We start from the raw sequence: 26574 nt of genomic DNA on the forward strand, positions 1-26574 counted from the left end.
AATTGTCAACGAGTTATAGCGGGAGCTTCCCATGTCATCTATCAAGAAAGTCGTGTTGGCCTATTCCGGTGGCCTCGATACCTCAGTTATCGTCAAATGGCTGCAAGAAAACTACAACTGTGAAGTAATCACCTTTACCGCTGACATAGGTCAGGGTGAAGAAGTAGAGCCAGCGCGTGCTAAAGCCGAAGCGCTTGGTGTTAAGCAAATTTATATCGACGATCTGCGTGAAGAATTTGTCCGCGATTTTGTATTCCCTATGTTCCGCGCTAACACTATTTACGAAGGTGAATATCTGCTCGGTACGTCTATTGCTCGCCCATTGATCGCCAAGCGTTTGATTGAAATCGCCAACGAAGTGGGTGCAGATGCAATTTCCCATGGCGCTACCGGTAAAGGTAATGACCAAGTTCGTTTTGAACTGGGTGCCTACGCACTTAAGCCAGGTATCAAAGTAATCGCCCCATGGCGTGAGTGGGATCTGACTTCCCGCGAAACCCTGATGGCTTATTGTGAGAAGCACAATATTCCTGTTGATTACTCCAAGAAGAAAAAATCACCTTACTCTATGGATGCTAACCTGCTGCACATCTCTTACGAAGGCAAAGTTCTGGAAAACCCATGGACTGAAGCTGAAGAAGATATGTGGCGCTGGACTGTTGCTCCTGAAGCAGCTCCGGATAAAGCGACATACCTTGAATTGACTTACGAAAAAGGCGATATCGTTGCTATAGATGGCAAACCAATGTCTCCCGCTACCGTACTGGCTTACTTGAACAAAGTAGGCGGTGAGAACGGTGTTGGTCGTCTGGATATTGTAGAGAATCGCTACGTAGGCATGAAATCTCGCGGCTGCTATGAAACTCCTGGTGGCACCATCATGATGCGTGCGCACCGTGCGATTGAATCTATCACCTTGGACCGTGAAGTTGCCCACTTGAAGGACAGCTTGATTCCCAAGTATGCGGACATGATTTACAACGGCTACTGGTGGAGTCCTGAGCGTCTTATGATGCAGGCGATGATTGATCAGTCACAAGTGCATGTGAATGGCGATGTGCGTGTGAAGCTGTATAAAGGTTCTGTAAGTGTGGTTGGCCGTCGTTCTCCCGACAGTCTGTTTGACGAAAAAATAGCGACCTTCGAAGACGATGCCGGTGCATACAACCAGAAAGATGCAGAAGGCTTCATTAAACTGAATGCGCTGCGTATGCGTATTGCTGCTAACAAAGGTCGTTCTCTCAAGTAAAACAGTTCATTAAAACATTGTGGCACCTGCATCCACTTGCAGATGCGGGTTGCCAATTAATGACCTATTGTGGATCTATTGATCAAAAGCGCTCTGTTCGCAGGTAAAAGCGCATAAATTATTTGATAAATATCAATCCTGTACCGACAAGGGTGAGACAAATTGCCGCTCATAAGGCAAAATGCCGCACCTAAAGTAGGGTTATAGGCTTGCTATAAATTGGCCTTTTACAAAGATAGTGCCGTGTTGCTCCGGGCGATAAGTAGCGCTGACAGAGACAAAAAGTTTTCATTTTTCTTTAAGTAATAGGAAAGTCCTATGGGTAGTCATGCGACAGTGGCTGGAGATCCTCCAGCATACGACTTCGATATAGTGCGCAAATTCTCCATTATGACCATTGTATGGGGCATATTTGGGATGGGAGTTGGCGTTCTTATCGCTTCTCAATTGGTTTGGCCAGGTCTGAATGATCTGCTCCAGCCTTACACCAGCTTCGGTCGCTTGCGTCCGCTGCATACAAACGCGGTTATTTTTGCCTTTGGTGGCTGTGCGCTTTTTGCTACTTCTTATTATGTGGTTCAGCGTACCTGTCAGGCTCCACTCTTTGGTGGCTGGTTAGTCCCCTTCACGTTCTGGGGTTGGCAGGCGGTTATTGTTCTGGCAGCGATTACCCTGCCATTGGGTATGACCTCTGCTAAGGAGTATGCCGAGCTGGAGTGGCCAATCGATATTCTGCTGGCGCTGGTTTGGATTTCTTATGCGATTGTATTCTTCGGTACTATCGTCAAGCGCCGTACTTCGCACATCTATGTAGCTAACTGGTTCTACGGTGGTTTTATTGTCACTGTTGCCGTGCTGCACATTGTTAACAGTGCTGCTATCCCGGTTACCCTGACCAAATCTTATTCTGCTTATGCCGGTGCTGCCGATGCTATGGTGCAATGGTGGTATGGCCACAACGCGGTAGGCTTCTTTCTGACTGCAGGCTTCCTCGGGATGATGTACTACTTTGTGCCAAAACAAGCTGGTCGCCCGGTTTACTCTTATCAATTGTCAATTGTGCACTTCTGGGCACTGATCTCCCTTTATATCTGGGCGGGTTCGCACCATCTGCATTATTCCGCATTGCCGGACTGGACCCAATCTTTGGGTATGGTGATGTCGCTGATCCTGCTCGCGCCAAGCTGGGGCGGTATGATCAACGGTATTATGACCCTGTCAGGTGCATGGCATAAATTGCGCACCGACCCCACCTTGCGTTTCCTCGTTGTCGCACTGTCTTTCTATGGTATGTCTACCTTTGAAGGTCCGATGATGGCAATCAAAAACGTCAACGCACTCTCTCACAACACTGACTGGACCGTGGGTCACGTTCATTCAGGCGCTTTGGGTTGGGTGGCGATGATTTCTATTGGTGCGCTTTACCACATGCTGCCAAAACTGTTTAACCGCGAAGAGATGTACAGCGTTAAATTGATCAATTTGCACTTCTGGTTGGCAACTGTGGGCACTGTACTTTACGTAGTAGCCATGTGGATCAACGGTATTGGCCAAGGTTTGATGTGGCGTGCCTTTAACCCGGATGGTTCACTGACTTACAGCTTCATCGAAACAGTTGTATTCAGTAAAGGTGGTTATGTGATGCGTGCAATCGGCGGTGCCTTCTTCCTCACTGGCATGTTGATCATGGCATATAACACCTATCGCACCGTAAACGCGGCCAAAAAAGCGGCCGAAAGTGCTCATCAGCCTGCTCAGGCGCCAGCTGTTTAAGGGGAATGCCATGAAAGGTCATGAAATAGTAGAAAAGAATATCGGCTTGATGACTGTGTTTATGGTTGTCGCTATTAGTTTTGGTGGTTTGGTAGAAATTGTTCCGCAATTCTTCCTTAAACAAACCACTACTCCAATTGAAGGTTTAAAGCCGCTCAATGCAGTGCAACTGGAAGGCCGCGATGTTTACATCCGTGAAGGTTGCCATGTATGCCATACCCAAATGGTGCGTCCATTACGTGCAGAAGTTGAGCGTTATGGTCATTACTCGGTAGCGGGCGAATCAGTCTACGAGCACCCGTTCCTCTGGGGTTCCAAGCGTACTGGTCCAGATTTGGCACGTGTAGGCGGCCGTTACTCGGATGATTGGCACAAAGTGCATTTGTTTAACCCGCGTATTGTGGTACCTGAATCAATTATGCCTGCTTACCCGCAGTTGTATGACAATAAGCTTGACGGCAAGCACACCGCAGACAAAATGCGCGCTTTGGCGAAAGTAGGGGTGCCATACACCGAAGAAGATTTCGCCGGTGCCGAGCGAGCGGTTAAAGGCGTAACCGAAATGGATGCGCTGGTAGCTTACCTGCAAAACTTGGGCGTGTTGCTCAAAGAGAAGCGCTAATGGACGCAGGCACAGTCGGCGCAATTTCAACGGTTCTGGTGACCATCGCATTCTTTGGTGTGTGCTTCTGGGCGTTTTCGCCCAAGCTCAAAAAGCGCTTTGAAGAAGATGCCAAGTTGCCATTTGCTGATGAACCTCAAGACAAGCACACAGATGATCACAAGTAATCATCGATTAGGGCGGATTTAACTATGAGTACTTTTTGGAGCCTTTGGATCGTTATCCTGACAACCACCAATCTGGTGCTGCTGTTATGGATTCTCCTTGCCAACCGCAAGCGTGCGGTTGTAGGGGAAGAAAGCACGGAAGCAAAAACCACCGGTCATGAATATGACGGTATTGAGGAATATGACAATCCGTTACCACGCTGGTGGTTCTGGATGTTCATCCTGACGTTTGTATTCTCTGTTGGATACCTGATTATCTATCCGGGTATGGGCGCTTATGAAGGCCTTAAAGATGGAGAGGGTAAGTCCTGGACCTCAGTTAACGAATTGCGTGGCCATCAAGCGGAAGCGGAAAAAGTCTATGCAGAAACCTATGGCGTCTACTCCAAAATGCCAATTGAGGAAGTCGCCAAAAATCCGGATGCGCTCAAAATGGGCTTCCGTCTGTTCTCCAACAACTGCGCTGTATGCCATGGTGCGGATGGTGGTGGCAATCCAGGCTTCCCCAATTTGACCGACAAAGATTGGCTGTATGGTGGCACGCCGGAAAAAATCCATGAAACTATCGTGCTTGGCCGCAAAGCCGCGATGCCTGCCTGGGGTTCAATTCTGGGCGAAGAGGGTGTTGCTGATGTCGCCGAGTATGTACTGCAAATCTCTGGCAATGACCACGATGCCGCAAAAGCCGAAATAGGCGCCAAGCTCTACACAACTAACTGTGTTGCTTGTCACGGTGTTGATGGCAAAGGTAACCAGCTGGTTGGTGCGCCTAACCTGACTGACAACATCTGGCTTTACGGTGGTGAACCAGCCACTATTCGCCAGACGCTGCGTGATGGCCGCAACGGGGTAATGCCAGCACAGCAAGAGCTACTTAAAGAAGACCGTATACATTTGCTGGCTGCCTACGTTTACAGCCTGTCACTGGAAGAATCCAACTAATTCTTCCTGCAAGGAAGGCAGGCTCAGGCCTGCCTTTTTTTTCGCGCTCAATTAGTTTCCCGCTACTGCAGTGACGGTGTAGTGAGGATAAGAGGTAATTCCTTTGAGTGAAAAACCTTCGTCAGAACACAAGTCAGCTGCGGATAACAATATCCGCTATGTAAACCTCTACGAGGCTGATGACAAAATCTACACCCGCCGTATCACTGGCTTCTACCAGCGTTTGCGCCGCTATACCGGCCTGCCGTTGATGCTCGGCTTTCTGATCATGCCTTGGCTAGTGATCGATGGTCGCCCGGCGATTCTGTTTGATCTTCCCGAGCGTAAATTCCATATCCTTTGGCTCACCTTCTGGCCGCAGGATGCGATGTATCTCGCGTGGTTGCTGGTGATCGCTGCCTTTTTGCTATTTACAGTAACTGTGTTGGTTGGGCGCGTCTGGTGTGGGTTTACCTGCCCACAAACCGTTTGGACACAAATGTTTATTTGGGCCGAGCATTTGTGTGAGGGTGACCGAAATAAACGCATGAAGCTGGATGCCCAGCCTTGGGGATTTGAGAAGCTTTGGCGAAAGGGTGCGACACAATCTATCTGGATTGTGATTTCGTTAGTCACATCCCTCACCTTTGTTGGTTATTTCACACCTGTCCGCGATTTAGTGGTGGGTTTTTTCACCTTTAATTTGGATTTGATAACCACTTTTTGGGTGTTTCTGTATTTGGTCGCGACCTATATGAATGCCGGTTTTATGCGCGAGCAATTTTGTAAGTACATTTGTCCTTATGCGCGCTTTCAGGCAGTTATGTACGATCAGGATACCTTAACTGTTTCCTATAACAGTGTCCGTGGTGAAAAACGGGGGCCGCGCAAGATTGGCGATGATTACAAAGCACAAGGTTTGGGCGATTGTATCGACTGCTCCTGGTGTGTGCAGGTGTGCCCGGTGGATATCGATATTCGCGATGGTTTGCAGGCAGAGTGCATCGATTGCGGTTTGTGCGTCGATGCTTGCAATAGCGTGATGGATAAGATGGATTACCCGCGCGGTCTAATCAGCTTTACCACGGAAGATGCCATCCTGAATGGCAAAACCAAAGTTTTCCGCCCGCGCCTGCTGGGTTATGGTTTGATGTTGACGATCATGATTTCCATGTTTATCTACTCCATCGCCACCCGTGTACCAGTGGGGTTGGAAGCGCAACGTGACCGCGGTGTGCGGATGTACCGGGTGGTGGAAGATAGCATCCAGAACGTATACACCCTGAAAATCAGCAATATGGATCGCGCGACCCATACCTATGATGTCGAAGTGGAGGGTGATTACCAGTTTGATGTTCAGGGCTACAAATCTATTCCCGCCATTGAAGGCGAAGTACTGACGATTCCGGTGCGGGTTTCGGTTAAAAAGTCTGAATTGAAAAGTAAAAAGTCCGAGATCCGCTTCCGCGTGCGAGCGCGGGAAAACCCGGAAATTACTGCAACCAACACTACGACCTTTATTGGCCCTTAAGCGATTGTTTCCCAGGTGTTTGCATGAGCGTTTTACAGCAAGATCCTACTAGCGAGGTAGCGGACGAGGCGAGTAAGCCTTGGTATCGCCAATTTTGGTTCTGGTTTGTATTCAGTCCATTAATTTACATCGTCATCATGTGTTCCGTTACCGTGACTATTGCACTCAAAGGTGCTGATGACGTGATTATCGATAACTATTACAAAGAAGGGCGCATGATTAATCAGGCGCTGGAGCAGGACAAGCGCGCGCAAGCCTTGGGCTTGAGTGGCGACCTCAGTTTTGATCGCACTAGCGGGGAGGTTTCGTTGACGATTGCCAATGCGCCTGCTGATTCGACCTTGATGCCAGAGCAACTGCTATTGATGATGGGGCACCCCGTCAAAGCGGCGAAAGACCAGCTTATTACTCTGGTTGCAATCGCACCAGGCAAATATCGTGGTGAGTTGGTGAGCGAGCCGAATTATTCCTGGTACTTAACGCTTTACCCCGTCAACGATATCGCCTTGCGCAAAGAAGCGCCGTGGACCTTGAGCGGTGAAATCAACTTTCGCTCCACCGAAAAAACCATGCTGGCGCCGCGCGTCAAGTAATCGAGCAGTTGATGGCGACCCCAGCGTCCCCCACAAGTATCACCACTGGGCAGGCCTGTTATCACTGCGGCCTGCCGGTGCCCCCCGCCAGCTATTACCCTGTCATCATTCAGGATACAGAACAGCTTATGTGCTGCCCTGGCTGCCAAGCGGTGGCTATGGCAATTGTTGATGGTGGCCTTGAGAACTTTTACCAATTTCGCACCGCGAGCAATGACCGCCCCGAATTGTCGGCGTCGCAGCGCTGGGATATCTACGACCTGCCCGAAGTACAGGCCGAGTTTGTGATTCCCTTTGACGACAAACTCAAACAGGCCAATTTGTTACTGGAGGGAATTAGCTGCGCCGCCTGCAGTTGGTTGATCGAAACCCATCTCAAGAAAAATCCGGCCATCCAATCGGTTACTGTCAACCTCAGCACCCATCGTTGTGCAGTTGTGTGGGATGCGCAGTATCCACTCAGTGCTATTTTCAAATCCCTCGCCGCCATCGGCTATTTGCCGCGCCCTGCTACCGATGACCAGCAACAGCAGTTGATCAAAAAAGAAAACCGTATCGCCCTGTTTCGTATTGGCGTTGCGGGTTTTGGCACCATGCAGGCGATGATGGTGGCGGTAGGGATGTACACCGGCGCGACGGATTTCTGGCTGGATTTTTTGCGCTGGCTGTCAATGTTGGTGGCGACACCGGTGGTATTTTTTTCCGCCTGGCCATTTTTCCAAGCCGCCTGGCGCAGCGTTCAAATGCGCCATCTGGTAATGGATGTGCCGGTCGCATTGGCGATCGGCTTGGCCTATAGCGCCAGCGTCTGGGCGACAGTCTCAGGCACCGGCGAGGTCTATTTTGAATCTGTGTCCATGTTCACGCTGTTCCTGTTGGTGGGGCGCTATGTGGAGCTGCGCGCGCGCCACCGCAACCGCCTTGCGTTTGGCAATCTCGCGCAGTTGATGCCGCTTACCGCCTGCTGTTTGCGCGTTGAAAACGGCTGTGAAGTTGAGCAGTCGATGCCAATCAAAACCCTCAAGCTGGGCGACCTGATCCTGGTTAAAGCGGGTGAAACCTTTCCTTGTGATGGCCGTGTGTTGGCTGGTGAAAGCGCTGTAGTGGAGGCGTTGTTGACCGGTGAATCCCACCCTGTAAGCAAAAAACCGGGGGATCTGGTGATCGCGGGTACGCTCAATAATCACAGCCCATTAAAAGTAGAAGTGACTGCTCTGGGCGCCGCGACCCAACTCTCGGCCATCGAGCGCTTGGCAACCCAGGCGGCAGACGAAAAGCCACAGCAGGTACTGGCGGCCGACCGTATCGCGCGTTTTTTTATCGCCCGCTTATTGGTGGTATGCAGCGCCGTGTTTGCTTTTTGGCTTTGGTATCGCCCCGAGCAGGCGCTTTGGGTCACGCTCTCGGTATTAGTGGTGACTTGTCCCTGCGCTCTGGCCTTGGCGATGCCCGCGGCTTTATCGGCCGCAACTGCCAACTTGCGCAAGCGCGGATTTCTGGTGGCGCGCGGCCATGTGATCGAGGCGTTGAACGGCATCAATCGGGTGATTTTCGATAAAACCGGTACCTTGACCAAAGGCCGGTTTGCGGTTGAACAGGTCAGCTTGTTCAGTGAAGTCGATTTTTCACGGGAGCGCGTATTGGGGTTGGCTGCTGCGCTTGAAGCGGGGTCCAACCACCCATTGGCCGCTGCCTTCCGTCCTTGGCAAGATAAATACAAAGCGGACGACGTCAAGCAAATCACGGCCGCCGGCGTAGAAGGGCGAATTGAAGGTGAGACGTACCGTCTGGGTACGGCAGAGTTTGCAGCTGAATTTATGAGGGATAAGGCATCACTTCCATTACCGGATGCTCTTCACACGTGGCTGCTGTTGGCCAATGAACAAATACCTCTCGCTTGGATTGCCCTGGTTGATGAAGTCCGCCCCGATGCGGCGGCCTTGATCCAGCGGCTTAAAGCCTGCGGCATTGCCGTCGAGCTATTGAGTGGCGATCAATCCGGCGCCGTCGCACAACTCGCGCAGCATTTAGGTATAGATGAGTATGTCGCCGGTGCAAAACCGGGCGACAAATTATCGCATCTGAGCCAGCGCCAGGCGGCCGGTGATAAAGTACTGATGATTGGTGATGGCATTAACGATGTGCCAGTGCTCGCAGGTGCGGACGTTTCTGTCGCTATGGCTTCGGCCTCCGATTTGGCGCAAACCCGGGCCGATTCGGTGCTGCTAAATGACCGCCTTGAGGTGATAGCAGATGCACTGGAAATCGCCCGGCGTACCAAAGGTATCATCACCCAAAACCTGCGTTTTTCGTTGGTTTACAATTTGCTCGCCTTGCCGCTGGCGGCGGCTGGTATGATTCCCCCTTGGCTGGCGGCGCTGGGTATGACCGCCAGCTCGCTAATCGTGATTTTTAACGCACTGCGTTTAACCAAGTAGTTTCAACATCGTGAGCTGTTAATGGAAAGTCTGTATTTTCTAGTCCCCTGTGCACTGGTCTTTATTGGTCTGGCAATCAAGGTGCTGTTTTGGGCGATCAACAATGGCCAATACGACAATCTCGATACTGAGGCGCATCGCATTTTGTTTGATGCGGATAAATCCAAAAAAGCCCAGTCCCAGGCTGCTGCAGACACGTCCGACGATAAGAATCCTCAAGCATGATAATTGAATGGTCTGCCCTTACTGCCGCATTTCTGCTCGGCCTCTTTAGTAGCGCCCATTGCGTGGGTATGTGCGGCGGCATTATGGGCGCGCTGAGCATGGCGATACCGGCCAATGCCAAGGCGCGTCGCTGGACGATTATGCTCAGCTATAACCTCGGGCGGGTTTTCAGCTACGCATTGATGGGTGCGATAGTTGGTATCTTTGCGCAGCAGATTACTGAATCGGGTGGGGCAGTGTGGCTGCGTTGGCTGGCTGGTTTGCTGTTGATCGCCATGGGTCTGTACCTTGCCAACTGGTGGCGCGGATTGACCTATCTGGAAGCCGGCGGCCGCTATCTGTGGGCTTATTTGCAGCCTTTGGGGAAAGCATTAATGCCGGTTGATAACACCTCCAAAGCGCTTGCATTGGGAGGAATCTGGGGCTGGCTGCCCTGCGGGTTGGTCTATTCCGCGCTGGCTTATGCCATGGCCCAAGGCGATGCAATTGGAGGCGGCCTGATCATGCTCGCGTTCGGTTTGGGCACTTTACCTGCCGTACTGGCTACTGGTTTTGTTGCGCAACAGTTGGGGCGCTTGTTGCAACGTCGCCAAATCCGCTGGAGCTTTGCGCTGGTGGTTATTGTGTTTGGATTGTGGACTATTTGGGGCGGTGGCCACGGCAGCCATCAACACCAGCATGACCAGCATCAATCGATGAAGGAGGGGGTGGACCATTCGGCGATGGATCACACTGGAATGAATCACGCCAATATGCATCACTCCACCACGCTACAACAACCGGCAGAACCAGAATCTGTGCGGGAACAGACAGACACCCATCACCACCATTCCGTAACATCCTCAGATGCAGCGCATGAATAGCACTGGTAAAAACTCTTAACAGTGTTGTGCTAGGCGAACGAATTTCACCATGCTAAGGTGCGCGCCTGCTAAGCTTGAAACTGAAGTGATACTTTTTTGTCCAAGTGTTTACCAACAGTTTTATCGTCTGTTCTCTAGCGAGCGTTTGAGATATCACTATGATCAAAACCCCGCGTATCGGGTTCTTCTGCGCTTCACATTTTTTATTGACGGTTGTTTTTGGGGTTCTGTCAGTGGGTGCGCATGCCCAAACTGAACTGGCTGTTGATACTGATCCCAGCTGCGAAAATTTTTATGTCTCGCGTGAGAAAGTGGCTGATGCCAAAGACACTCGTATTGATTCCAAATTGTTTGACGGTCTTGAAGGCAAACACATCCGCAGTATTCAATTCAATACACTCTCGGTGTTTGATGAGAATGATCCTGATGAAAATAACTGGCTGTATTTATCCCTGAATAAATTGCATATCAATACCCGCCCCAAGGTTGTCCGCGCGCAATTATTGTTTGAAGAAGGAGAGGCTCTGAATGTTAAAAAAATTCAGGAGAGTGAACGTATTTTGCGTAAGCGCCCTTATCTTACTAACGCTTACATAGTCCCAGTCATCGTCTGTGCCGATCAGGTAGACATAATGGTGGTAACGCAGGATGCATGGGCACTTGAGCCACAATTATCACTTAGCAAAGAATCTGAAGGTACTAAATCCGGGTTTGCAATTGCCGACGGTAATATTTTTGGCACTGGCAATAGTTTGACCATTGGTTATGAAGAAAACACCCAGCGCAATTTAATCAGTTACGATTTTAGTAACCCGCACATTTTTAATTCACAAATAGCCACACGAATTTATTACGCCGACACAAGTGATGGGCGCGATACCATTTTTGATGTTTCCCATCCCTTTTATTCGTTGGAAACACCTTGGGCTGCCGGGTTTTATACGCAAGACGTAACGCTTGAAGAACCCATCCGCCATATGGATGAACAGATTAACGAATTCCGCCACCAAACCATGCACAACCGCATTTATTTTGGTTTGGCGACAGACGTAACACCGACTCATACACAGCGTTGGTTGGTGGGTATTTCCAATGAGGAAGATAATTTTTTTGCAACAGACGATACTTTGCAGTCAATTCCCGGTGAGCGTAAAGCCGTCTATCCCTGGATTGAATATCAGTATCTTGAAAATCGTTACGGTGTATTTAAAAACGTCAATCAAATCCAGCGCCCGGAAGATATCGCACTCGGCCAGAATTTGAGTTTTCGTTTGGGATATGCCGGTACCCAATTTGATAACCCCGATGACGTAGTTCGCTACATCGGCAACTATACCAATATCGTTGATTTCGATAGCCAACATATTTTCGAAACGACATTTGAGTTAGATGGACGCCATCACTCAAAACTCAACGGTATGGATAGCACCGTGGCGGGCATTAATCTGACTTACAATTATTTTCAGGATGAAAAACGACGTTGGTATATGGGCTTGCTTTATGAAGTGGGACAAGACCTGGCGCAGTATGAAGAGTTAACTGTGGGCGATATCACTGGCCTGCGCGGTTACCCCACGGATTACCAGCGTGGCGATGAGCGCTATGTGTTCACCGTCGAGCGGCGCTATTTTACTGACATGCATATTTTTAATCTATTACGTGTCGGAGCGGTCGTGTTTTTCGATATGGGTAAAGCCTGGGGGGTAGAGCAATATGGTTATAGCCCGCTGTTGAGTAATGTCGGTTTCGGCTTGCGTCTGAGTTCAAGTAAAGTGCGCATCGGCAATGTGGTGCACATTGATATAGCTACACCTACTTCCGCCAGAAATGAACCGGGCGTGGGCAAATACCAATTGACGGTAGGTGCCCAGTCAAGATTTTAGTCATGGGTATTTTTAAGGTTTAACTAAGTTATTATGCGTATTCTTCACACTATGCTGCGTGTCGGCAATTTGCAAAAGTCCATTGATTTTTATACCCAGGTATTGGGAATGAAATTATTGCGTCAGCACGATTATCCCGAGGGAAAATTTACGTTGGCGTTTATCGGCTATGGCGATGAGGCGAGCAACACTGTCATCGAGTTAACCTACAACTACGGTGTTGATCACTACGATTTAGGCAAGGGCTATGGACACATAGCGCTGGGGTGCGATGATGTTTATGCAACTTGCGATAACATTCGTGCTGCAGGCGGGAAAATTGTGCGAGAGCCAGGCCCTATGATGCACGGCGCTACTATCCTTGCCTTTGTTGAAGATCCTGATGGCTACAAAATTGAGTTGCTCGGTATAAAATAGTTCTTCACTTCCCCTCGTGCTTAAGCTTATCTTGGGGGTATTAATCCCCCATTAGAGATAAGCGACTTTTCGCTCAGTAGCCATGATCACACAGCTCAACCAACTCCAATTTGATAATCGCCTCGTACGCGAATTGCCTGCTGACCCTGAAATGGAAAATTGTCGTCGGCAGGTTACCGGGGCGATTTATTCGCGCGTAAATCCTACGGCTGTAAAAAATCCTCAACTGGTTGCCGGTGCAAAAGAAGTGGCCGCGCTCTTGGATTTGCCTGAATCGATTTTCACCCAAACAGAATTTGCACAGATATTTGGCGGCAACCAATTGCTTGCCGGAATGGAACCGCATGCCTGCTGTTATGGTGGTCATCAATTTGGCAATTGGGCGGGGCAATTGGGTGATGGTCGAGCAATTAATCTCGGTGAAGTGCGCAATCAAAAAAGTGAACATTGGACGCTGCAATTAAAAGGTGCGGGGCCGACCCCTTATTCACGTACGGCCGATGGCCTTGCCGTTTTGCGTTCATCGGTGCGCGAGTTTTTATGCAGTGAAGCCATGTTTCATTTGGGGGTTCCTACAACACGTGCGCTAAGCCTGATCACTACTGGCGAATGGGTGCGGCGCGATATGTTTTACGATGGCAATCCACAATTGGAACCCGGTGCGGTGGTATGCCGTGTTGCCCCGAATTTTACCCGCTTTGGTAATTTCGAAATTTTTTCCGCACGCGGTGAAATTGATTTGCTAAAACAACTCGCCGATTTCACTATCCGCACTGACTTCTCCCATTTGTTGGTAAATGCAACGGTGGAAATTACTGTTGATACTTATCTGCAATGGTTCAATGAAATCTGCATCAGCACCGCGCAATTAATGGCGCACTGGATGCGCGTGGGTTTTGTGCATGGTGTTATGAATACTGACAATATGTCTATTCTCGGGTTAACTATTGACTATGGTCCCTACGGCTGGTTGGAAGGTTATGAACCGGATTGGACCCCCAATACCACCGATGCCCAAGGTCGCCGTTATAGATACATCAATCAACCGCGTATCGCGCTCTGGAATCTGGCGCAATTGGGTAACGCGCTTTATCCACTTATTAATGCAGTTGAACCATTACAGCAAGCGCTGGAAAATTACCGCGCTGAATATGAGCGCTGTGCGCAGCGCGATATGACCAATAAATTGGGTTTAAGCCAATTTGACGCAGTGCAAGATCAGCCACTCACAGAGAATTTATTACACGCATTACAATCCGCTGAAATCGATATGACGATTTTTTATCGTCTGCTTGCGCGCGTATCACTCGATGACATTCATCAATACACAGATCAGCAGTGGGTTGATATTGTGCGGCCAGCCTATTACCAAGCCCCGGATGCCAATGCAGAAAATATCATGGCTAATTGGTTGCGCAGCTATGCACAGCGCTTGCGACAGGATTATGTCGTCAATGGCAATGATGATCTGCAGCGTCGTCAGCGAATGAATGCAGTCAATCCCAAATATGTGTTGCGCAATTATTTGGCGCAACAGGCGATTGATAAAGCGGTTGATGGTGATAATTCTGAAGTTGAAAAGTTGTTACAAATACTGCGCAACCCTTATGATGAACAACCGGAGTATGAAGCTTATTTTGCCAGGCGCCCCGAGTGGGCGCGACGCAAAGCGGGTTGTTCAATGTTGTCATGTAGTTCGTAAGATAGATTGATGTTTGGCTCGGCATTCCATTTATTGGTGTGCGGAAGATGTCCGCATTTATTGAAAAATTAAGAGAAAATTATGATTGGGAAGCTGCTGGGTTTTATTGCAGGGTTAGTTGTAGGTGGTCCTTTTGGTGCGATTGTTGGTGCACTTCTGGGGCACTTTTTGATTGATCGTAAAAGACGTTACGCCCCCAAAATGTCGAATGAACAACTGCATGCAGTGCAGGCGAATTTTTTCACCACCGTTTTTTTACTGCTCGGACATTTGGCCAAAGCAGACGGACGCGTGAGTGAGACCGAGATTCAACTCACCGAATCCTTGATGAGTAAAATGGGTTTAACCCCCGAGCATCGCCGCGAAGCTATTCGGTTATTCAAGTTGGGTGCGGCAGATGATTTTAGCCTCGATGCAGTAGTGGGTGAGTTTAAACAACACTGCGGAGCGAGCTCTAATTTGATCAATATGCTATTGGTCAATCTCGTCAATTTGGCGATGGCCGACGGCGTACTGGATGAGGAAGAGGCGCAGGTATTGCGTCAGGTTGCCGAGCGCCTCGGATTTTCCCGCTTCGCTTTTGAACAATTGCTGCGCATGCTCAATGCGCAAAATGCGTTTAGACAAGAGCAAGCGAACTCCCGGGGTTCCTATCAGCGCAGTACACAACAGGCGCCTCGCGCAGATGAATTGGCCTTGGCATATGAAGCCCTGGGGGTAGAAAAAACGGTGACCGATGCAGAGCTCAAAAAAGCTTATCGTAAATTAATGAGCGAATATCACCCCGATAAACTAATCGGGCAGGGCATGCCGGAGGATATGATCAAAGCCGCCACTGAGCGCTCCCAAGAAATACAGGCGGCTTACGACCTGATAAAAAAATCCCGTTAATCAATTCCTTTGCTGCGGGCAATTTTGTCCGCTGCGCATTAATCCCGCGATGATTCTTATAGCTGTTTTTACGTTACAGCACTGCCAACTGCCCGTAGTCACTACAAATTTTCATAAGCAGCACTCTGCGTGTTGGGCTTTATCCTGACGTCAATATTTCGTTGCCAGCCAATAATTGTGACGCTAAAAACATTTTTCTGATAATTCGTTGACAACGTTGTCGCATTGGGTGTAATTTCAGCTTGTCTTTTGAGTTTACACATTTTTACAACAATAAAAGCAGTGTGCTAAGCCAAGGAGCGACAGTGAAGACTGATTTCCCTCGCTGGAAATTATTATAGTTTTCATGGACTTTTCTCGATCGGGACATTGATTCCACCTTGTTCATACAAGGGTGCGTGCGTTTATTTTCCAACTTCAATTTACGAATTTTTATTGGGTGATAACTCAGGGTCTTCTGTTGCCTAAAGGTTTCTATTACCCGAAAAAATATGGATGTGTGTCTGGCAAGGAGCCTGTCTGATGGAAAAAAAATAACAAATGGAGCGAGGTGTGTTATGGGCCGCAAGGCTTTGTAAACGAGTCTGGGAGACTCTCAGGCACGCGCAGATTTTTTGCGGCGATCATGAGAGCGATGAAGAACAAAAAAATATTCCGAGGAAAATTCGATGAAATCCTTCAAAGTATTAAAACTGTTATCAACTGTCGGCCTGCTGTCGGCGGCAGGCTTATTGGCATCACAAGCGCAGGCCTATAACTGCACCGGTGTTGCCAATTACAAGCAGGGTACCTATGCGACGGGTGCCTTGGTACAAAATGCCGGTAAAGCTTATTCCTGTACGGTCGGCGGCTGGTGTACTGTCGGTGGCCCTTATGAGCCGGGTGTGGGTTGGGCATGGACTAATGCGTAGTCAAGCCTGGGTGCGTGCACATCTACTAATTCTTCAACTGCATCCAGCGTTGCCTCGGTGGCAAGTTCAGTAAAAAGTTCGGTGCAAAGCTCTGCGGTTCAAAGTTCAGTGGTTGCCTCAGTAGCGGGCTGCAATGGTGTTGCCGCTTGGGCCAGTGCAGCAATTTATACCGGTGGAATTAAAGCGAGCCGCAATGGCTCATTGTACGAAGCAAGATGGTGGACCCAGGGGCAAGATCCTGTTACCAATTCTGGTTCCGATGGTGTTTGGATTAACAAGGGTGCTTGCGGTACGTCTTCGGTATCTTCAGTAGCAAATTCTGTCGCCAGCTCGGTCGTCACTTCAAGCAAAAGCTCTGTCGCTAGTTCGGTACCAAGCTCTATCGCCAGCTCAGTTGCCAGTTCAATCGCATCGAGCAAAAGCTCCAGCTCGGTAGCATCCGTTGGTGGTAAACGCGTGGTTGGTTATTTCGCGCAGTGGGGCACTTATGCCCGTAATTATCATGTGAAAAATATTGCGACCAGTGGTTCAGCAGCGCAGCTTACGCATATCCTATACGCGTTCGGTAATGTGCAAAATGGCCAGTGTGTGATTGGTGATGCCTACGCCGACTACGAGCGCGCCTATGATGCCAATCTAAGTGTTGATGGTGTTGCCGATACCTGGGATCAACCATTGCGCGGTAGCTTCAACCAATTGCGCAAATTGAAAAAGGCCTATCCGAATATCAAAGTTATCTGGTCATTCGGTGGTTGGACCTGGTCAGGTGGTTTCGGTCAAGCTGCTGCTAACCCGACTGCGTTTGCCAATTCTTGCTACAACCTGGTAGAAGATCCTCGTTGGGCAGATGTGTTCGACGGTATCGATATCGATTGGGAATATCCAAACGATTGCGGCCTGACTTGTGATACCAGCGGTTTCTCGGCGTACAAAAATATGATTCAGGCGTTGCGTGCCCGCTTCGGTGCCAGTGCGTTGGTGACCTCGGCGATTGGTGCTGCCCCATCAAAAATCAATGCGGCTGATTATGCTGGTGCTGCGCAATATCTGGACTTCATCATGCCAATGACCTACGACTACTTTGGTGCATTTGCGGCTAAAGGGCCCACTGCTCCGCATTCAGCACTCTACGGTTACTCTGGTATTCCAACTGCAGAATTTTATTCCGATGCGGCAGTACAGTTGCTGAAAGCGAAAGGCATTCCCGCTAACAAAATTTTGTTAGGTGTTGGTTTCTACGGTCGTGGTTGGTCTGGTGTAACCCAGGCAGCTCCCGGTGGCGCCGCGACTGGTGCAGCAACTGGTAGTTATGAAGCGGGTATTGAAGACTATAAAGTGTTGAAAAATACTTGCCCTGCAACAGGCACTGTTGGTGGAACCGCTTACGCATTCTGCGGTGGCAACTGGTGGAGCTACGACACGCCGCAAACCATGGTTGGTAAAATGGATTATGTGCACCAACAAAGCTTGGGTGGTACTTTCTTCTGGGAGTTAAGTGGAGATACCAACAGCGGTGAGCTGATCAAAGTGATTGGCGATTCGATGCGTTAATTTCCACAGCACTCATCTTCAGTATGCTAAAGAAATCCGGCGAGTTTTTCTCGCCGGTTTTTTTTGTAATATTTATTGTTGCACTATTTATTGACGCACGTTCTATCAGTTCATTAGATTCTCGTCGTGTAAAAAAACAAAACCCCGGTTATTGTTGATAACCAGGGTTTTGTCTTACGCGAATAAAAAATTATTCGTGATGATTGATAACCATCACGTCGGTATCGACAGCAGCAATCAAACGCTCAGCGGTGTTGCCGCGGCGGGTTTTAGTCATACCGTTTTGGCCAAGTGTACCCATGATAATCAAATCGGCATTAATTTTTTCCGCCAATGCTGAAACAACATCAGAGGTGTAGCCATTGTCGACATGGATTTTATCGTTAGGCAAACCGGTTTCGTTTACCAAGCGGCCGCGATCCGGATAGCTCATGGAGTCGAGATAGCCGTTGATTACGTGCAAATCCGCACCGTAGGTTTCAGCATAAAATTTTGCGCGCTCAATAATTTTTTTATTGAGTTCAACCTGTACATCGCGTTGTGCCTGAAAGTTTACGGCGGCAATAATAACTTTACGCTGTGCTTTTGCATTGGGACGAATCAACACTACCGGGCAGTAAGCACCTTTCAACAATTCCCATTTGGATTCGCTGAAGCTGAAACGGCTGGTATTGGTTTTTGCATGCACGGGCAAATAAATTAAATCCGCATCAAAACGTTTGGCCGATTCCATAATCGATTTTTGCCACTCGCTCGACCAGGATACTTCCAGCGTGTATTCAATACCGGCATTGGCCAGCGGGCTTTTGATATTTTGCTCAAACCAGGTGAGGTCGCGGAACAGATTATCGTTAACGGAGCGGGTATCTACTGCATCGCTATCAACCGCAACAAAAGCGTGAACCTTGGGTTTTGGGCCCTGGATCAAGGAAGAAACGATAATGGCGCGTTCAAGGGCAATGTGATGGGTATCATTGGGGTCGACAACAACGAACAGCTTCTGTGACTTGGACATATTGGCTCCTACTGGTTCCCTAAAAAGTTAGGTTGTTATTTTCTGGTTGGGGCTAGCATAGCAACCCCTTTGGGGTTTTTACAGCGCGAAAGCCCCCAGCCGCTTAGGATAGCGATGAAATAAAGTTGATATGGATTAAACTGTACGCCATTTTTACAGTTCACCCAGGATAAGGCTATGAATTTGCTTGAAAATTACCCAATCAATGAACTTGTTGTCGGCCAGCGCGCAAATTACAGCAAGACTCTCACGGAGCAGGACATCATCCTGTTTGCCGCCTGTTCCGGCGATGTAAATCCGGTGCATCTCGATAAAGAATACGCGGCAACTACCGCTTTCGGCGAACCTATCGGTCATGGCATGTGGACGGGAGCACTGGTGTCGGCGGCGATTGCAACCTGCTTACCGGGGCCTGGTTCTGTTTATCGCAGCCAAAGCCTCAATTTCAAACACCCGGTAAAAATTGGCGATACCGTTACCGTCACCTTGATTGTTAGTGAAATTAAAGACCGTATAAAACTGGTGACACTTGAATGCGAAGCCCACAACCAGGTTGGCAAATTAATTGCGAAAGGTATTGCTGAGGTGATCGCACCTGCCGAAAAACAACGCCTGGCTGCAGGCGTACTGCCAATCATTGTTATTGATTAAATCGTGTTACTTTAGCTTGCTTGTAGCCCCCACTCCTCCGTACTTCATGCGGTAAAGCGGGGGGGGGGATTATTGAGCTGATTTTTTATTGGCTTTGAATAACTCCACTGCTTTTTCAGCAAAATAAGTGTTGCTGCTTACCAAATCCCATCCATGTCCTTCTGACTGGATAATTCTAACGGGAATATTCAGCTTTTTCTTCTCAACTAATTTTTTAAAGTCTTCAGCTTGTTCCTTCGGAATTATACTGTCTTGGTCACCGTGAAATACCAGCAGGGGAATTTTAATATCATCGACGCGTTGATAAGGCGAAATAGACTCTACAAATTTTTTGCCTTGCTGTTTAACACCGATCAAATCCTGCCAGAATTCATAAGCAAACCAGTGTTCTTCTTTTTTGTAATGTTTTAGCTGTTTATTTAAATCCAGCGGTGCTGCAGCCGAAACTGCGGCACTGTATAAATCAGGGTATTTAATTGCACTCATGATTGCGGCATAACCACCGTAACTAAAGCCCAGTATATAAACCTGTGAAGGATCAACTTTATTTTCGTTGATAAGTGCTCGAACACCATCTGCGATATCCGCGAGCATTAGATCTGCTATTTGTTGTTTTCCTGCAATCAGATGCTGTACGCCATAGCCGGTAGAACCTCTAAAATTAGGTTCCAATACTGCAAAACCGCGCGTAGAAAAGTATTGCATATGGCCATCATACCCATAGTGGCTACGTGCAAATGGGCCTCCATGCGGCATTACTATCAATGGCCACTTTTTAGTGCTGCTTGTGGCTGGAGGTGTCAGGTACGACGTAATAGCTGTTCCATCCTGCGTTTTGTATTTATAGATTGAAGTATCCTTCATGTGGTCGGGACTTAACACATTGGAATAGTCTGTTTGTACTATCGCCTTGTTTTTAGCGGCGTCGAAAACAATCACTTTACCTTTGGTCTTGGAGTCACTACTGACGACTAATAATTTGTCTGCATTTTCGTTCCAGTCATAAATTATGTTGATTTGCCCAGGGTATTTTTTATCCAGTGTTTGCTGGTACTTTTTGAACCGTTCATCTAGCCACACTGTTTTATGCTTGTCAGCATTGTAGCTAAAACCTACTAATTTTCTATTTTTGTAGTCATAGTGAAGTGATACTCTTTCGTCGGGGCTGCCTACATCGTAGACAGGATCACTGCCAATAACTTCGTGCGCATTGGTTGCATAGTTATATTTCACCAGCTGATATCTGTCTCCTGATGTTTTCTCAGAGAGATACATGGTGTCTTTTTCATAGCCTATCTCGTGAACTACAACAGAGCGGTTCAAATAGGATTTAGCATCGTAATTTAATTGGTAGCGTTGATTGGCGATATCGAGGCTCGCCAATTCCAGATCATCTTTGTCATTGACCAAACGATAAAATGAATGCTGTTCCTTTTTAATTTTTTCAATCAGGATAACTTTTCCGTCGCGATCAGTGTAAAGACCGTCAGCTTTTAGTTCTTCAGCATCATACAGGTCGGTTTTTTCGCCGGTATAAATGTTGATTTTATGCACATTGGCATGGCCATCGCTGTTATAGGAGAGAAACAATACATCTTCTTCATTGCCTCTGGGACGTTTTAATAGTGACCAATAGCGTAGGTTGTCCACAAAGGAAATGTAGCCTTTTACTTTATCTGCATCATAAATGTTGCTGAGTAAGACGCGCAGGTCTGCCCCGTCCTGGTTGACAGAGTAGATAACACCGCTCAAACCAAAAACTAGTCTGCTATTGCTGATCCAGGTTAAATGTTCCGGTGAGTTTTTACTAACAGCGAACTCGTGTACTTCTACAAACTTATCCAGATCAGTGATCACTATATTGTAGGTTTGCGTGTACTTTCGAATAAACGCCAGTTGTTTTCCGTCGGGAGATATACGGTAACTAAATTCGGTATTTTCTTTGAAAAAATTTTCGGCGGGGATTTGTGCTGGATCTGTTATTCCTTCTAATCCATACGCCGATGTGATGATGTTGGCATAACCAAACAGTAGGAAAAGAAACAGATATTTCAACCTTGTCATAATTGCTCCTGATGAGTCTTTATTTTAAAAGAAGTTGCGCCGCTGATTTGCCCAGTTTTTTTACGATCAACGCATAAGAATTATCAATCATCCGTTTCACTTCGCTATCGGGAATTGAACCGTTGATAATCACTGTGTTCCAGTGTTTTTTGTTCATGTGATAGCCGGGTAGCACGGCATCAAAGACCATGTGCAGTTGCTCTGCTTCGGCGGGATCGCATTTCAGGTTGATGCGCGCTTCATTATTTTCCATACCGATCAAGGCAAATATTTTGTCGCGCACTTTATAGACGGCAACCTCGGGGCCGAAGGGGAAAGCTTCGACGGCCTCGGGTTTGTTGAGCAGGTATTTTTTTACATCAAACGCCATGTGTTTACCGCTCCCGGGAAACCATCATTTATTCGGTTTCTTCGTCACCGTACTCGTCGTCGGCTATCCAACCGCCCAATTCTTTCCAGCGATTCACAATCACGCAAAACAATTCCGCTGTTTTTTCCGCATCGTATGCGGCTGAATGGGCGGCACTGTTGCTGAATTCGATTCCTGCAACCTGACAGGTTTTGGCGAGAACGGTTTGGCCAAATGCGAGGCCGGCGAGGGTAGCCGTATCGAAGACCGAGAAGGGATGAAACGGGCTGCGTTTGATATTGCAGCGCTCAATCACGGCGTTGACGAAATTCAAATCGAAATGGGCGTTGTGGCCGACGATCACGGCGCGGGTGCAGCCGTTTTCTTTTACGGCGCGACGCACCGCGCTGAGCAAATCGGTCATTACCATCAATTCCGGTTCGGCCATACGCTCGGGGCAGTCGAGATCGATACCGGTAAAATCCAGTGCGGCTTGTTCGATGTTGGCGCCTTCAAAAGGCTCGACATGAAACGAAAAAGTTTCGTGGCGATGTAAATAGCCATCTTGGTCCATGCGGATGGTGACGGCAGCGATTTCTAATAAGGCGTCGGTTTGTGCGTTAAAGCCGCCGGTTTCCACATCGACAATCACGGGCAAAAAGCCGCGAAAGCGTTGCGCCATAGGTGAATCAGGATCGCGGTTATTTTCAGGTGGATTCACTTGTTCGCCTTAAGCAGTCTGTAACTGCCAACGTAAAATTTCACCGGCGCGCAGCGGCACCAGCGGTTGGTCGCCCAAGCTCAAAGTGTCAGGCACTTGCCAGTCTTGTTTGATCAGGGTGATGGTGTCGGTATTGCGTGGCAGACCATAAAAATCAGCGCCGAAATGGCTGGCGAAGGCTTCGAGTTTATCGAGCGCACCGGCATCTTCAAAGGCTTCGGCATAGAGTTCAATCGCTGCATAGGCAGTGTAACTACCGGCGCAACCGCAGGCGGCTTCTTTTTTGTCTTTGGCGTGGGGTGCAGAATCGGTACCCAAAAAGAATTTCGGGCTACCGCTGGTAGCTGCTTTGATCAGCGCTTGCTGATGCGTGCTGCGCTTCAAGATCGGCAGGCAGTAGTAGTGCGGGCGAATCCCGCCAGCGAGCATATGGTTGCGGTTGTAGAGCAGGTGATGCGCGGTAATAGTGGCCGCAACATTGCTGGGCGCCTCGGCAACAAACTGGGCAGCATCGGCGGTGGTGATATGTTCCAGTACCATGTTCAATGCGGGGAAATCTTTCACCACCTGGCTGAAAGTGCGGTCGAGGAAGACTTTTTCGCGGTCAAAAATATCAATCGCGCTGTCGGTTACTTCGCCATGCAACAAGAAGTGCATACCGGCGTTTTGCATAGCTGCCAGCACCGGGTAGATTTTTTTCAGGTCGGTTACGCCCGAGGCGGAGTTAGTGGTTGCACCGGCCGGATAAAGTTTGCAGGCGGTGACACCGTTGGCTTTGGCGATAGCGATCTCGGCTGGGTCGGTATTGTCGGTGAGGTAAAGCACCATTAGTGGCTCAAATTGGCTGCCCTTAGGGCGTGCGTCCAAAATGCGCTCTTTGTAAGCGAGCGCTTGCTCGGTATTCATTACCGGCGGCACCAGGTTGGGCATGACAATCGCGCGGGCAAACTGTTGTGCGGCATCACCCACTGTGCGGGTGAGAGCGGCACCATCGCGGAGGTGGATATGCCAATCGTCGGGGCGGGTAAGGGTTAGCTGCTGGGTCATGGGGCAGGTTATTCCGTAAAAATAGACAGGCGTAACGGTTGAAAGTCGCCGCATGCTATCAAAATTGCCCCTTATCCGCAGCCTTAATTCGTGGTGGCTCCAGATGATATTCGTCGCAGACTGCATTCCCCGGTTGGCTGGCTATACTGCAAAGACTCTCTCGTGCCATAACCGGATCGATTCATGTTGTTGTCTGCCTCGCCTGCTTTAAAACCTGTGCTGATTAAGTTCCCGCTTGTGCTAGCGCTTCTTGGAGGTGCCCAGTGGTTGCAGGCACAGGTTTACAGCGCCAGTTTCTCTGACTCCCAATGGTCGGCGCAGTCGGGACCGTTTGCCTGTAGTCTCAACCATAAAATTCCCGGGTTTGGCAGTGCGCGTTTTACTCGTAATGCAAATGCTGCCGAATTCTTGGAGCTGCTCCATACTAGTCAGGCATTTCCCGGAGGGGCTGTGCGTATTGAAACCATGCCACCCACGTGGCGCAGTGATATTAGCCCCTTGGTTCTTGGGCAGGCACAGAGCGTTGGTGGTGAGCCTTTGAAAATAACGGCAAATATTGCAGCGATAAAAGGCGCGCTGGAGCAGGGAACCAATGTGGTGGCCAGTAGCACGCAAATCAGTTCGGATGGCACCAGTTTGCGGGTGGCCCTAGCGGCACGGAATTTCGGCCCTGCTTCTGGTCAGTACCGCCAATGTATTGAGGGATTGATCCCTTACACTTTCGACCAGTTGTCGCGCACTGTTATCAATTACGCCAACAATGCCGATGATCTCAACGCTGCTGCAAAAAGCCAGTTGGATAAGATAGTCCGCTATACCAAAGCCGATCCCCGCGTGCTGGGGATTCTTATCGATGCCCACAGTGACAAACTGGCTACACCAGAGGCAGGGGAGGTAGTAACGCAGCGTCAGGCGGAACTGGTTGCGAGCTATCTGATCGACAAAGGAGTAGATGCTGGGACCATCACAATCCGCTGGCATGGCGATAAATTTCCTATTGCCAATAATATGAACAAGGCTGGGCAGGCAAAAAACCGCCGGGTAACGGTGCGGCTGGAAAATGCGTCCACCCGTCAGGAGATGGACAAGAAAATTGCCGCCATTAAATTAGCAGAGCAAAAAGCGGCGGAAAAAACGGTAGGCCAATCCTCTGCCAGTAATTCCTCACTACCTTCCACGCTTGAGCAGTTGGAGCAGATGGTGGAGCAGCAGGATCTCACCAGTGGCAGATAACCAGATGCGCTGTTGATTGCCCCCAGCCTTTCTTTCGTCCCTTGCAATTTTTAACCACAATTCCCAAATCATTCTTAACTCGGTATTTGTGCCGGGTTCGGAATTTTTTTATATCGTGTCAGTCTGAAATTGCGAATCCAGATTACTTATGATCTGTTCGTTATCGTTTAATTCAGGAGTCATCCATGCATAAATTGATTGCCAGTTGGGCGAGTCTGGTCGCAGTAGTGACTATCAGCGTGTTGCCCTTCTCTAGTCGTGCGGCGGAGTTGCCGGACTTCACCCAACTGATTGAACAGCATGCTCCGGCTGTGGTGAAAATTACAGCGGAATCCAAAGGCGAAATCGCGCAAGCCCCGCAGCAATTACCGCCCAATATGGAGGGGTTACCCGATATTTTTCGCGAGTTGTTGGAGCGCCGCCAGATGCCGCGCGATCGGGGTTCACTCGGCTCAGGTTTTATTATTTCCAGTGATGGCTATGTGCTGACCAATGACCATGTGGTAACCAATATGGACACCATTACGGTGATCCTCAATGACCAGCGCGAATTTACAGCGACGCTGATTGGCAGCGATGAACGCTCTGATCTGGCGTTGCTGAAAGTGGATGCCAAAGGCTTGCCGACCCTGAGTTTGGCGAAAGATGAAACACTCAAAGTTGGTCAGTGGGTGGTTGCTATAGGCTCGCCCTTCGGGCTGGATTACTCCGCGAGTGCAGGTATTGTCAGTGCCATTGGTCGCAGCATTCCTTCGGCACATAGTGAAAGTAATTATGTGCCATTCATCCAGACGGACGTTGCCATCAACCCCGGCAATTCCGGTGGGCCTTTGTTCAATATGAACGGCGAGGTGGTAGGTATTAACTCACAGATCTACTCGCCTAGCGGTGGTTCTGTCGGCCTTTCGTTTGCAATCCCGTCATCATTAGCTGTCGATGTGGTCGCCCAATTAAAAGAAAAAGGTCGTGTAGATCGTGGTTGGCTCGGGGTGATGATTCAGGATGTGGATAAGGATTTGGCCAGTTCGCTCGGTATGGATAAGCCCATGGGTGCTTTGATCAATGAAGTCGATAGCGAGGGACCAGCTGCGAAATCGGGTTTGAAGGCGGGCGATTTAATTATCAAATTCAATGGCAATGCGGTACATAATTCCAGTGATTTGCCCTCTCTCGTGGGGCGTACTGCGCCTAAATCCAAGGTGCCGGTGGTCATTATGCGCAAAGGTAAAGAGCAGACAATTAATGTCACCGTGGGTATATTGCCGGTATCGCCTGCAGAAGCAGCGGTGCGTCCAGCTTCGGTCCCTTTGCAAAACTCGGCAGATGTACTTGGGTTGGTTGTCAGCCCTCTGGAGCAAAGCCAGCGTGGTGGTGCTGAGGCGGGTGTAGTCGTGCGCGATGTCAAACCCGGTAGCCCGGCAGCTGAAGCAGGTTTGCAGGCGGGTGATGTGATTACCCAACTGGCTTTCAGTGAGATTAAATCTACTGACGATTACGCCAGGATAGTCAAGACGCTTCCTAAAAATGAACCCAAGGCAATCCGGTTCTATCGCCAAAACCGCCCAGTCTTCAGGTCAGTGATAGTCAAATAATGGTTAGTTGCTTCAACCTTATTTTTTCAGCGGGTTGATCAATACCTCTGCAATAGTTCTCCCTGACAGCTCCGTTTTACGAACTGTCAGGGTGTTTCTAAAATACCATCGTATGGGAACAAAAATACGGTAGGTGTTACTTTCCAGGTAACCTATTTTCTCATT

Annotated in this window: 24 protein-coding genes; 19 read left to right on the forward strand and 5 right to left on the reverse strand. The window is 48.9% G+C overall.

Going from position 1 to position 26574, the window contains the following annotated elements; translation table 11 throughout:
• The first annotated feature begins 31 nt into the window (after window positions 1-31).
• The 16 genes from B4E62_RS20800 (at window position 32) to B4E62_RS20875 (ending at window position 17737) form a co-directional block, all read left to right on the forward strand.
• On the forward strand, window positions 32-1249 hold the full coding sequence (locus tag B4E62_RS20800; RefSeq protein ID WP_310073377.1) for an argininosuccinate synthase: 1218 nt from the start codon (window positions 32-34) through the stop codon (window positions 1247-1249).
• Between the two features lie 318 nt (window positions 1250-1567).
• Window positions 1568-3022: a cytochrome-c oxidase, cbb3-type subunit I gene (ccoN, locus tag B4E62_RS20805; RefSeq protein ID WP_310073379.1), complete on the forward strand. Its 1455-nt coding sequence runs from the start codon at window positions 1568-1570 to the stop codon at window positions 3020-3022.
• A 10-nt stretch (window positions 3023-3032) separates the two neighbouring features.
• The gene (gene ccoO / locus B4E62_RS20810; protein ID WP_310073381.1) at window positions 3033-3644 is read left to right on the forward strand and encodes a cytochrome-c oxidase, cbb3-type subunit II; all 612 of its coding nucleotides are present in this window, start codon (window positions 3033-3035) and stop codon (window positions 3642-3644) included.
• Window positions 3644-3811: a cbb3-type cytochrome c oxidase subunit 3 gene (locus B4E62_RS20815; RefSeq protein WP_310073383.1), complete on the forward strand. Its 168-nt coding sequence runs from the start codon at window positions 3644-3646 to the stop codon at window positions 3809-3811. Before ccoO ends, B4E62_RS20815 begins: the two co-directional genes overlap by 1 nt.
• A gap of 24 nt (window positions 3812-3835) precedes the next feature.
• Complete coding sequence (ccoP, locus tag B4E62_RS20820) at window positions 3836-4753, forward strand: cytochrome-c oxidase, cbb3-type subunit III (RefSeq protein WP_310073385.1); 918 nt, start codon at window positions 3836-3838, stop codon at window positions 4751-4753.
• 103 nt (window positions 4754-4856) lie between these two features.
• The gene (gene ccoG, locus B4E62_RS20825) at window positions 4857-6263 is read left to right on the forward strand and encodes a cytochrome c oxidase accessory protein CcoG (protein WP_310073388.1); all 1407 of its coding nucleotides are present in this window, start codon (window positions 4857-4859) and stop codon (window positions 6261-6263) included.
• A 23-nt stretch (window positions 6264-6286) separates the two neighbouring features.
• On the forward strand, window positions 6287-6856 hold the full coding sequence (locus B4E62_RS20830) for a FixH family protein (RefSeq protein WP_331353407.1): 570 nt from the start codon (window positions 6287-6289) through the stop codon (window positions 6854-6856).
• 11 nt (window positions 6857-6867) lie between these two features.
• Entirely contained in the window at window positions 6868-9294 is a 2427-nt protein-coding gene (locus B4E62_RS20835) for a heavy metal translocating P-type ATPase (protein ID WP_331353408.1), read from the forward strand.
• 21 nt (window positions 9295-9315) lie between these two features.
• On the forward strand, window positions 9316-9519 hold the full coding sequence (gene ccoS / locus B4E62_RS20840; protein WP_331353409.1) for a cbb3-type cytochrome oxidase assembly protein CcoS: 204 nt from the start codon (window positions 9316-9318) through the stop codon (window positions 9517-9519).
• The gene (locus B4E62_RS20845) at window positions 9516-10382 is read left to right on the forward strand and encodes a sulfite exporter TauE/SafE family protein (protein WP_310073394.1); all 867 of its coding nucleotides are present in this window, start codon (window positions 9516-9518) and stop codon (window positions 10380-10382) included. Before ccoS ends, B4E62_RS20845 begins: the two co-directional genes overlap by 4 nt.
• A 158-nt stretch (window positions 10383-10540) precedes the next feature.
• Entirely contained in the window at window positions 10541-12265 is a 1725-nt protein-coding gene (locus tag B4E62_RS20850; RefSeq protein ID WP_310073396.1) for a hypothetical protein, read from the forward strand.
• 33 nt (window positions 12266-12298) lie between these two features.
• A complete protein-coding gene (gloA, locus tag B4E62_RS20855; RefSeq protein WP_310073397.1) occupies window positions 12299-12682 on the forward strand; it encodes a lactoylglutathione lyase in 384 nt (127 codons plus the stop codon).
• A gap of 82 nt (window positions 12683-12764) precedes the next feature.
• Window positions 12765-14384 (forward strand): protein adenylyltransferase SelO, encoded by a 1620-nt coding sequence (locus B4E62_RS20860; RefSeq protein WP_331353410.1) that lies wholly within the window; start codon window positions 12765-12767, stop codon window positions 14382-14384.
• 81 nt (window positions 14385-14465) lie between these two features.
• Entirely contained in the window at window positions 14466-15275 is an 810-nt protein-coding gene (gene djlA / locus B4E62_RS20865) for a co-chaperone DjlA (protein WP_331353411.1), read from the forward strand.
• Between the two features lie 668 nt (window positions 15276-15943).
• Window positions 15944-16186: a hypothetical protein gene (locus B4E62_RS20870; protein ID WP_331353412.1), complete on the forward strand. Its 243-nt coding sequence runs from the start codon at window positions 15944-15946 to the stop codon at window positions 16184-16186.
• 57 nt (window positions 16187-16243) lie between these two features.
• Window positions 16244-17737 carry a glycosyl hydrolase family 18 protein gene (locus tag B4E62_RS20875; RefSeq protein ID WP_331353413.1) on the forward strand — a complete coding sequence of 498 codons (1494 nt, stop codon included), beginning with the start codon at window positions 16244-16246 and terminating at the stop codon, window positions 17735-17737.
• A 190-nt stretch (window positions 17738-17927) separates the two neighbouring features.
• Here B4E62_RS20875 and B4E62_RS20880 read toward each other — a convergent pair whose 3' ends face one another.
• Window positions 17928-18752: a universal stress protein gene (locus B4E62_RS20880; RefSeq protein ID WP_310073405.1), complete on the reverse strand. Its 825-nt coding sequence runs from the start codon at window positions 18750-18752 to the stop codon at window positions 17928-17930.
• 177 nt (window positions 18753-18929) lie between these two features.
• Between B4E62_RS20880 and B4E62_RS20885 the strand changes: the two genes are divergently transcribed.
• Complete coding sequence (locus B4E62_RS20885; protein WP_331353414.1) at window positions 18930-19403, forward strand: MaoC family dehydratase; 474 nt, start codon at window positions 18930-18932, stop codon at window positions 19401-19403.
• Between the two features lie 69 nt (window positions 19404-19472).
• Here the strand turns inward: B4E62_RS20885 and B4E62_RS20890 are convergent, their stop codons facing one another.
• From B4E62_RS20890 to pyrC, 4 genes are read right to left on the reverse strand one after another with little or no spacing between them, the layout of a single operon-like run.
• Window positions 19473-21467 carry a S9 family peptidase gene (locus B4E62_RS20890; protein WP_310073407.1) on the reverse strand — a complete coding sequence of 665 codons (1995 nt, stop codon included), beginning with the start codon at window positions 21465-21467 and terminating at the stop codon, window positions 19473-19475.
• A gap of 19 nt (window positions 21468-21486) precedes the next feature.
• Window positions 21487-21837, reverse strand: coding sequence for an MmcQ/YjbR family DNA-binding protein (locus B4E62_RS20895; protein WP_331353415.1), 351 nt, complete (start codon window positions 21835-21837; stop codon window positions 21487-21489).
• A gap of 28 nt (window positions 21838-21865) precedes the next feature.
• Entirely contained in the window at window positions 21866-22537 is a 672-nt protein-coding gene (gene rnt, locus B4E62_RS20900; protein WP_374725278.1) for a ribonuclease T, read from the reverse strand.
• Between the two features lie 9 nt (window positions 22538-22546).
• Window positions 22547-23584: a dihydroorotase gene (gene pyrC / locus B4E62_RS20905; protein WP_331353416.1), complete on the reverse strand. Its 1038-nt coding sequence runs from the start codon at window positions 23582-23584 to the stop codon at window positions 22547-22549.
• Between the two features lie 183 nt (window positions 23585-23767).
• Here pyrC and B4E62_RS20910 point away from each other — a divergent pair, with 183 nt between their 5' ends.
• Complete coding sequence (locus B4E62_RS20910; RefSeq protein ID WP_331353417.1) at window positions 23768-24817, forward strand: OmpA family protein; 1050 nt, start codon at window positions 23768-23770, stop codon at window positions 24815-24817.
• A 185-nt stretch (window positions 24818-25002) separates the two neighbouring features.
• The gene (locus B4E62_RS20915; RefSeq protein WP_331353418.1) at window positions 25003-26409 is read left to right on the forward strand and encodes a Do family serine endopeptidase; all 1407 of its coding nucleotides are present in this window, start codon (window positions 25003-25005) and stop codon (window positions 26407-26409) included.
• Window positions 26410-26574: the final 165 nt, after the last annotated feature.

The sequence above is a fragment of the Cellvibrio sp. UBA7671 genome (assembly GCA_002483145.1).
In the GTDB taxonomy this organism is placed as follows: Bacteria; Pseudomonadota; Gammaproteobacteria; order Pseudomonadales; family Cellvibrionaceae; genus Cellvibrio; species Cellvibrio fibrivorans.

Bases quoted from the DNA above. Each gene is read 5' to 3' on its own strand.
- B4E62_RS20870 (WP_331353412.1), top strand. From the start codon at position 15,944: ATGAAATCCTTCAAAGTATTAAAACTGTTATCAACTGTCGGCCTGCTG.
- ccoS (WP_331353409.1), top strand. From the start codon at position 9,316: ATGGAAAGTCTGTATTTTCTAGTCCCCTGTGCACTGGTCTTTATTGGT.
- B4E62_RS20910 (WP_331353417.1), top strand. From the start codon at position 23,768: ATGTTGTTGTCTGCCTCGCCTGCTTTAAAACCTGTGCTGATTAAGTTC.
- pyrC (WP_331353416.1), bottom strand. From the start codon at position 23,584: ATGACCCAGCAGCTAACCCTTACCCGCCCCGACGATTGGCATATCCAC.
- B4E62_RS20815 (WP_310073383.1), top strand. From the start codon at position 3,644: ATGGACGCAGGCACAGTCGGCGCAATTTCAACGGTTCTGGTGACCATC.
- B4E62_RS20835 (WP_331353408.1), top strand. From the start codon at position 6,868: ATGGCGACCCCAGCGTCCCCCACAAGTATCACCACTGGGCAGGCCTGT.
- ccoO (WP_310073381.1), top strand. From the start codon at position 3,033: ATGAAAGGTCATGAAATAGTAGAAAAGAATATCGGCTTGATGACTGTG.
- B4E62_RS20885 (WP_331353414.1), top strand. From the start codon at position 18,930: ATGAATTTGCTTGAAAATTACCCAATCAATGAACTTGTTGTCGGCCAG.
- B4E62_RS20890 (WP_310073407.1), bottom strand. From the start codon at position 21,467: ATGACAAGGTTGAAATATCTGTTTCTTTTCCTACTGTTTGGTTATGCC.
- B4E62_RS20850 (WP_310073396.1), top strand. From the start codon at position 10,541: ATGATCAAAACCCCGCGTATCGGGTTCTTCTGCGCTTCACATTTTTTA.
- B4E62_RS20915 (WP_331353418.1), top strand. From the start codon at position 25,003: ATGCATAAATTGATTGCCAGTTGGGCGAGTCTGGTCGCAGTAGTGACT.
- B4E62_RS20800 (WP_310073377.1), top strand. From the start codon at position 32: ATGTCATCTATCAAGAAAGTCGTGTTGGCCTATTCCGGTGGCCTCGAT.
- ccoN (WP_310073379.1), top strand. From the start codon at position 1,568: ATGGGTAGTCATGCGACAGTGGCTGGAGATCCTCCAGCATACGACTTC.
- B4E62_RS20880 (WP_310073405.1), bottom strand. From the start codon at position 18,752: ATGTCCAAGTCACAGAAGCTGTTCGTTGTTGTCGACCCCAATGATACC.
- gloA (WP_310073397.1), top strand. From the start codon at position 12,299: ATGCGTATTCTTCACACTATGCTGCGTGTCGGCAATTTGCAAAAGTCC.
- ccoP (WP_310073385.1), top strand. From the start codon at position 3,836: ATGAGTACTTTTTGGAGCCTTTGGATCGTTATCCTGACAACCACCAAT.
- B4E62_RS20845 (WP_310073394.1), top strand. From the start codon at position 9,516: ATGATAATTGAATGGTCTGCCCTTACTGCCGCATTTCTGCTCGGCCTC.
- B4E62_RS20895 (WP_331353415.1), bottom strand. From the start codon at position 21,837: ATGGCGTTTGATGTAAAAAAATACCTGCTCAACAAACCCGAGGCCGTC.
- B4E62_RS20830 (WP_331353407.1), top strand. From the start codon at position 6,287: ATGAGCGTTTTACAGCAAGATCCTACTAGCGAGGTAGCGGACGAGGCG.
- djlA (WP_331353411.1), top strand. From the start codon at position 14,466: ATGATTGGGAAGCTGCTGGGTTTTATTGCAGGGTTAGTTGTAGGTGGT.
- B4E62_RS20860 (WP_331353410.1), top strand. From the start codon at position 12,765: ATGATCACACAGCTCAACCAACTCCAATTTGATAATCGCCTCGTACGC.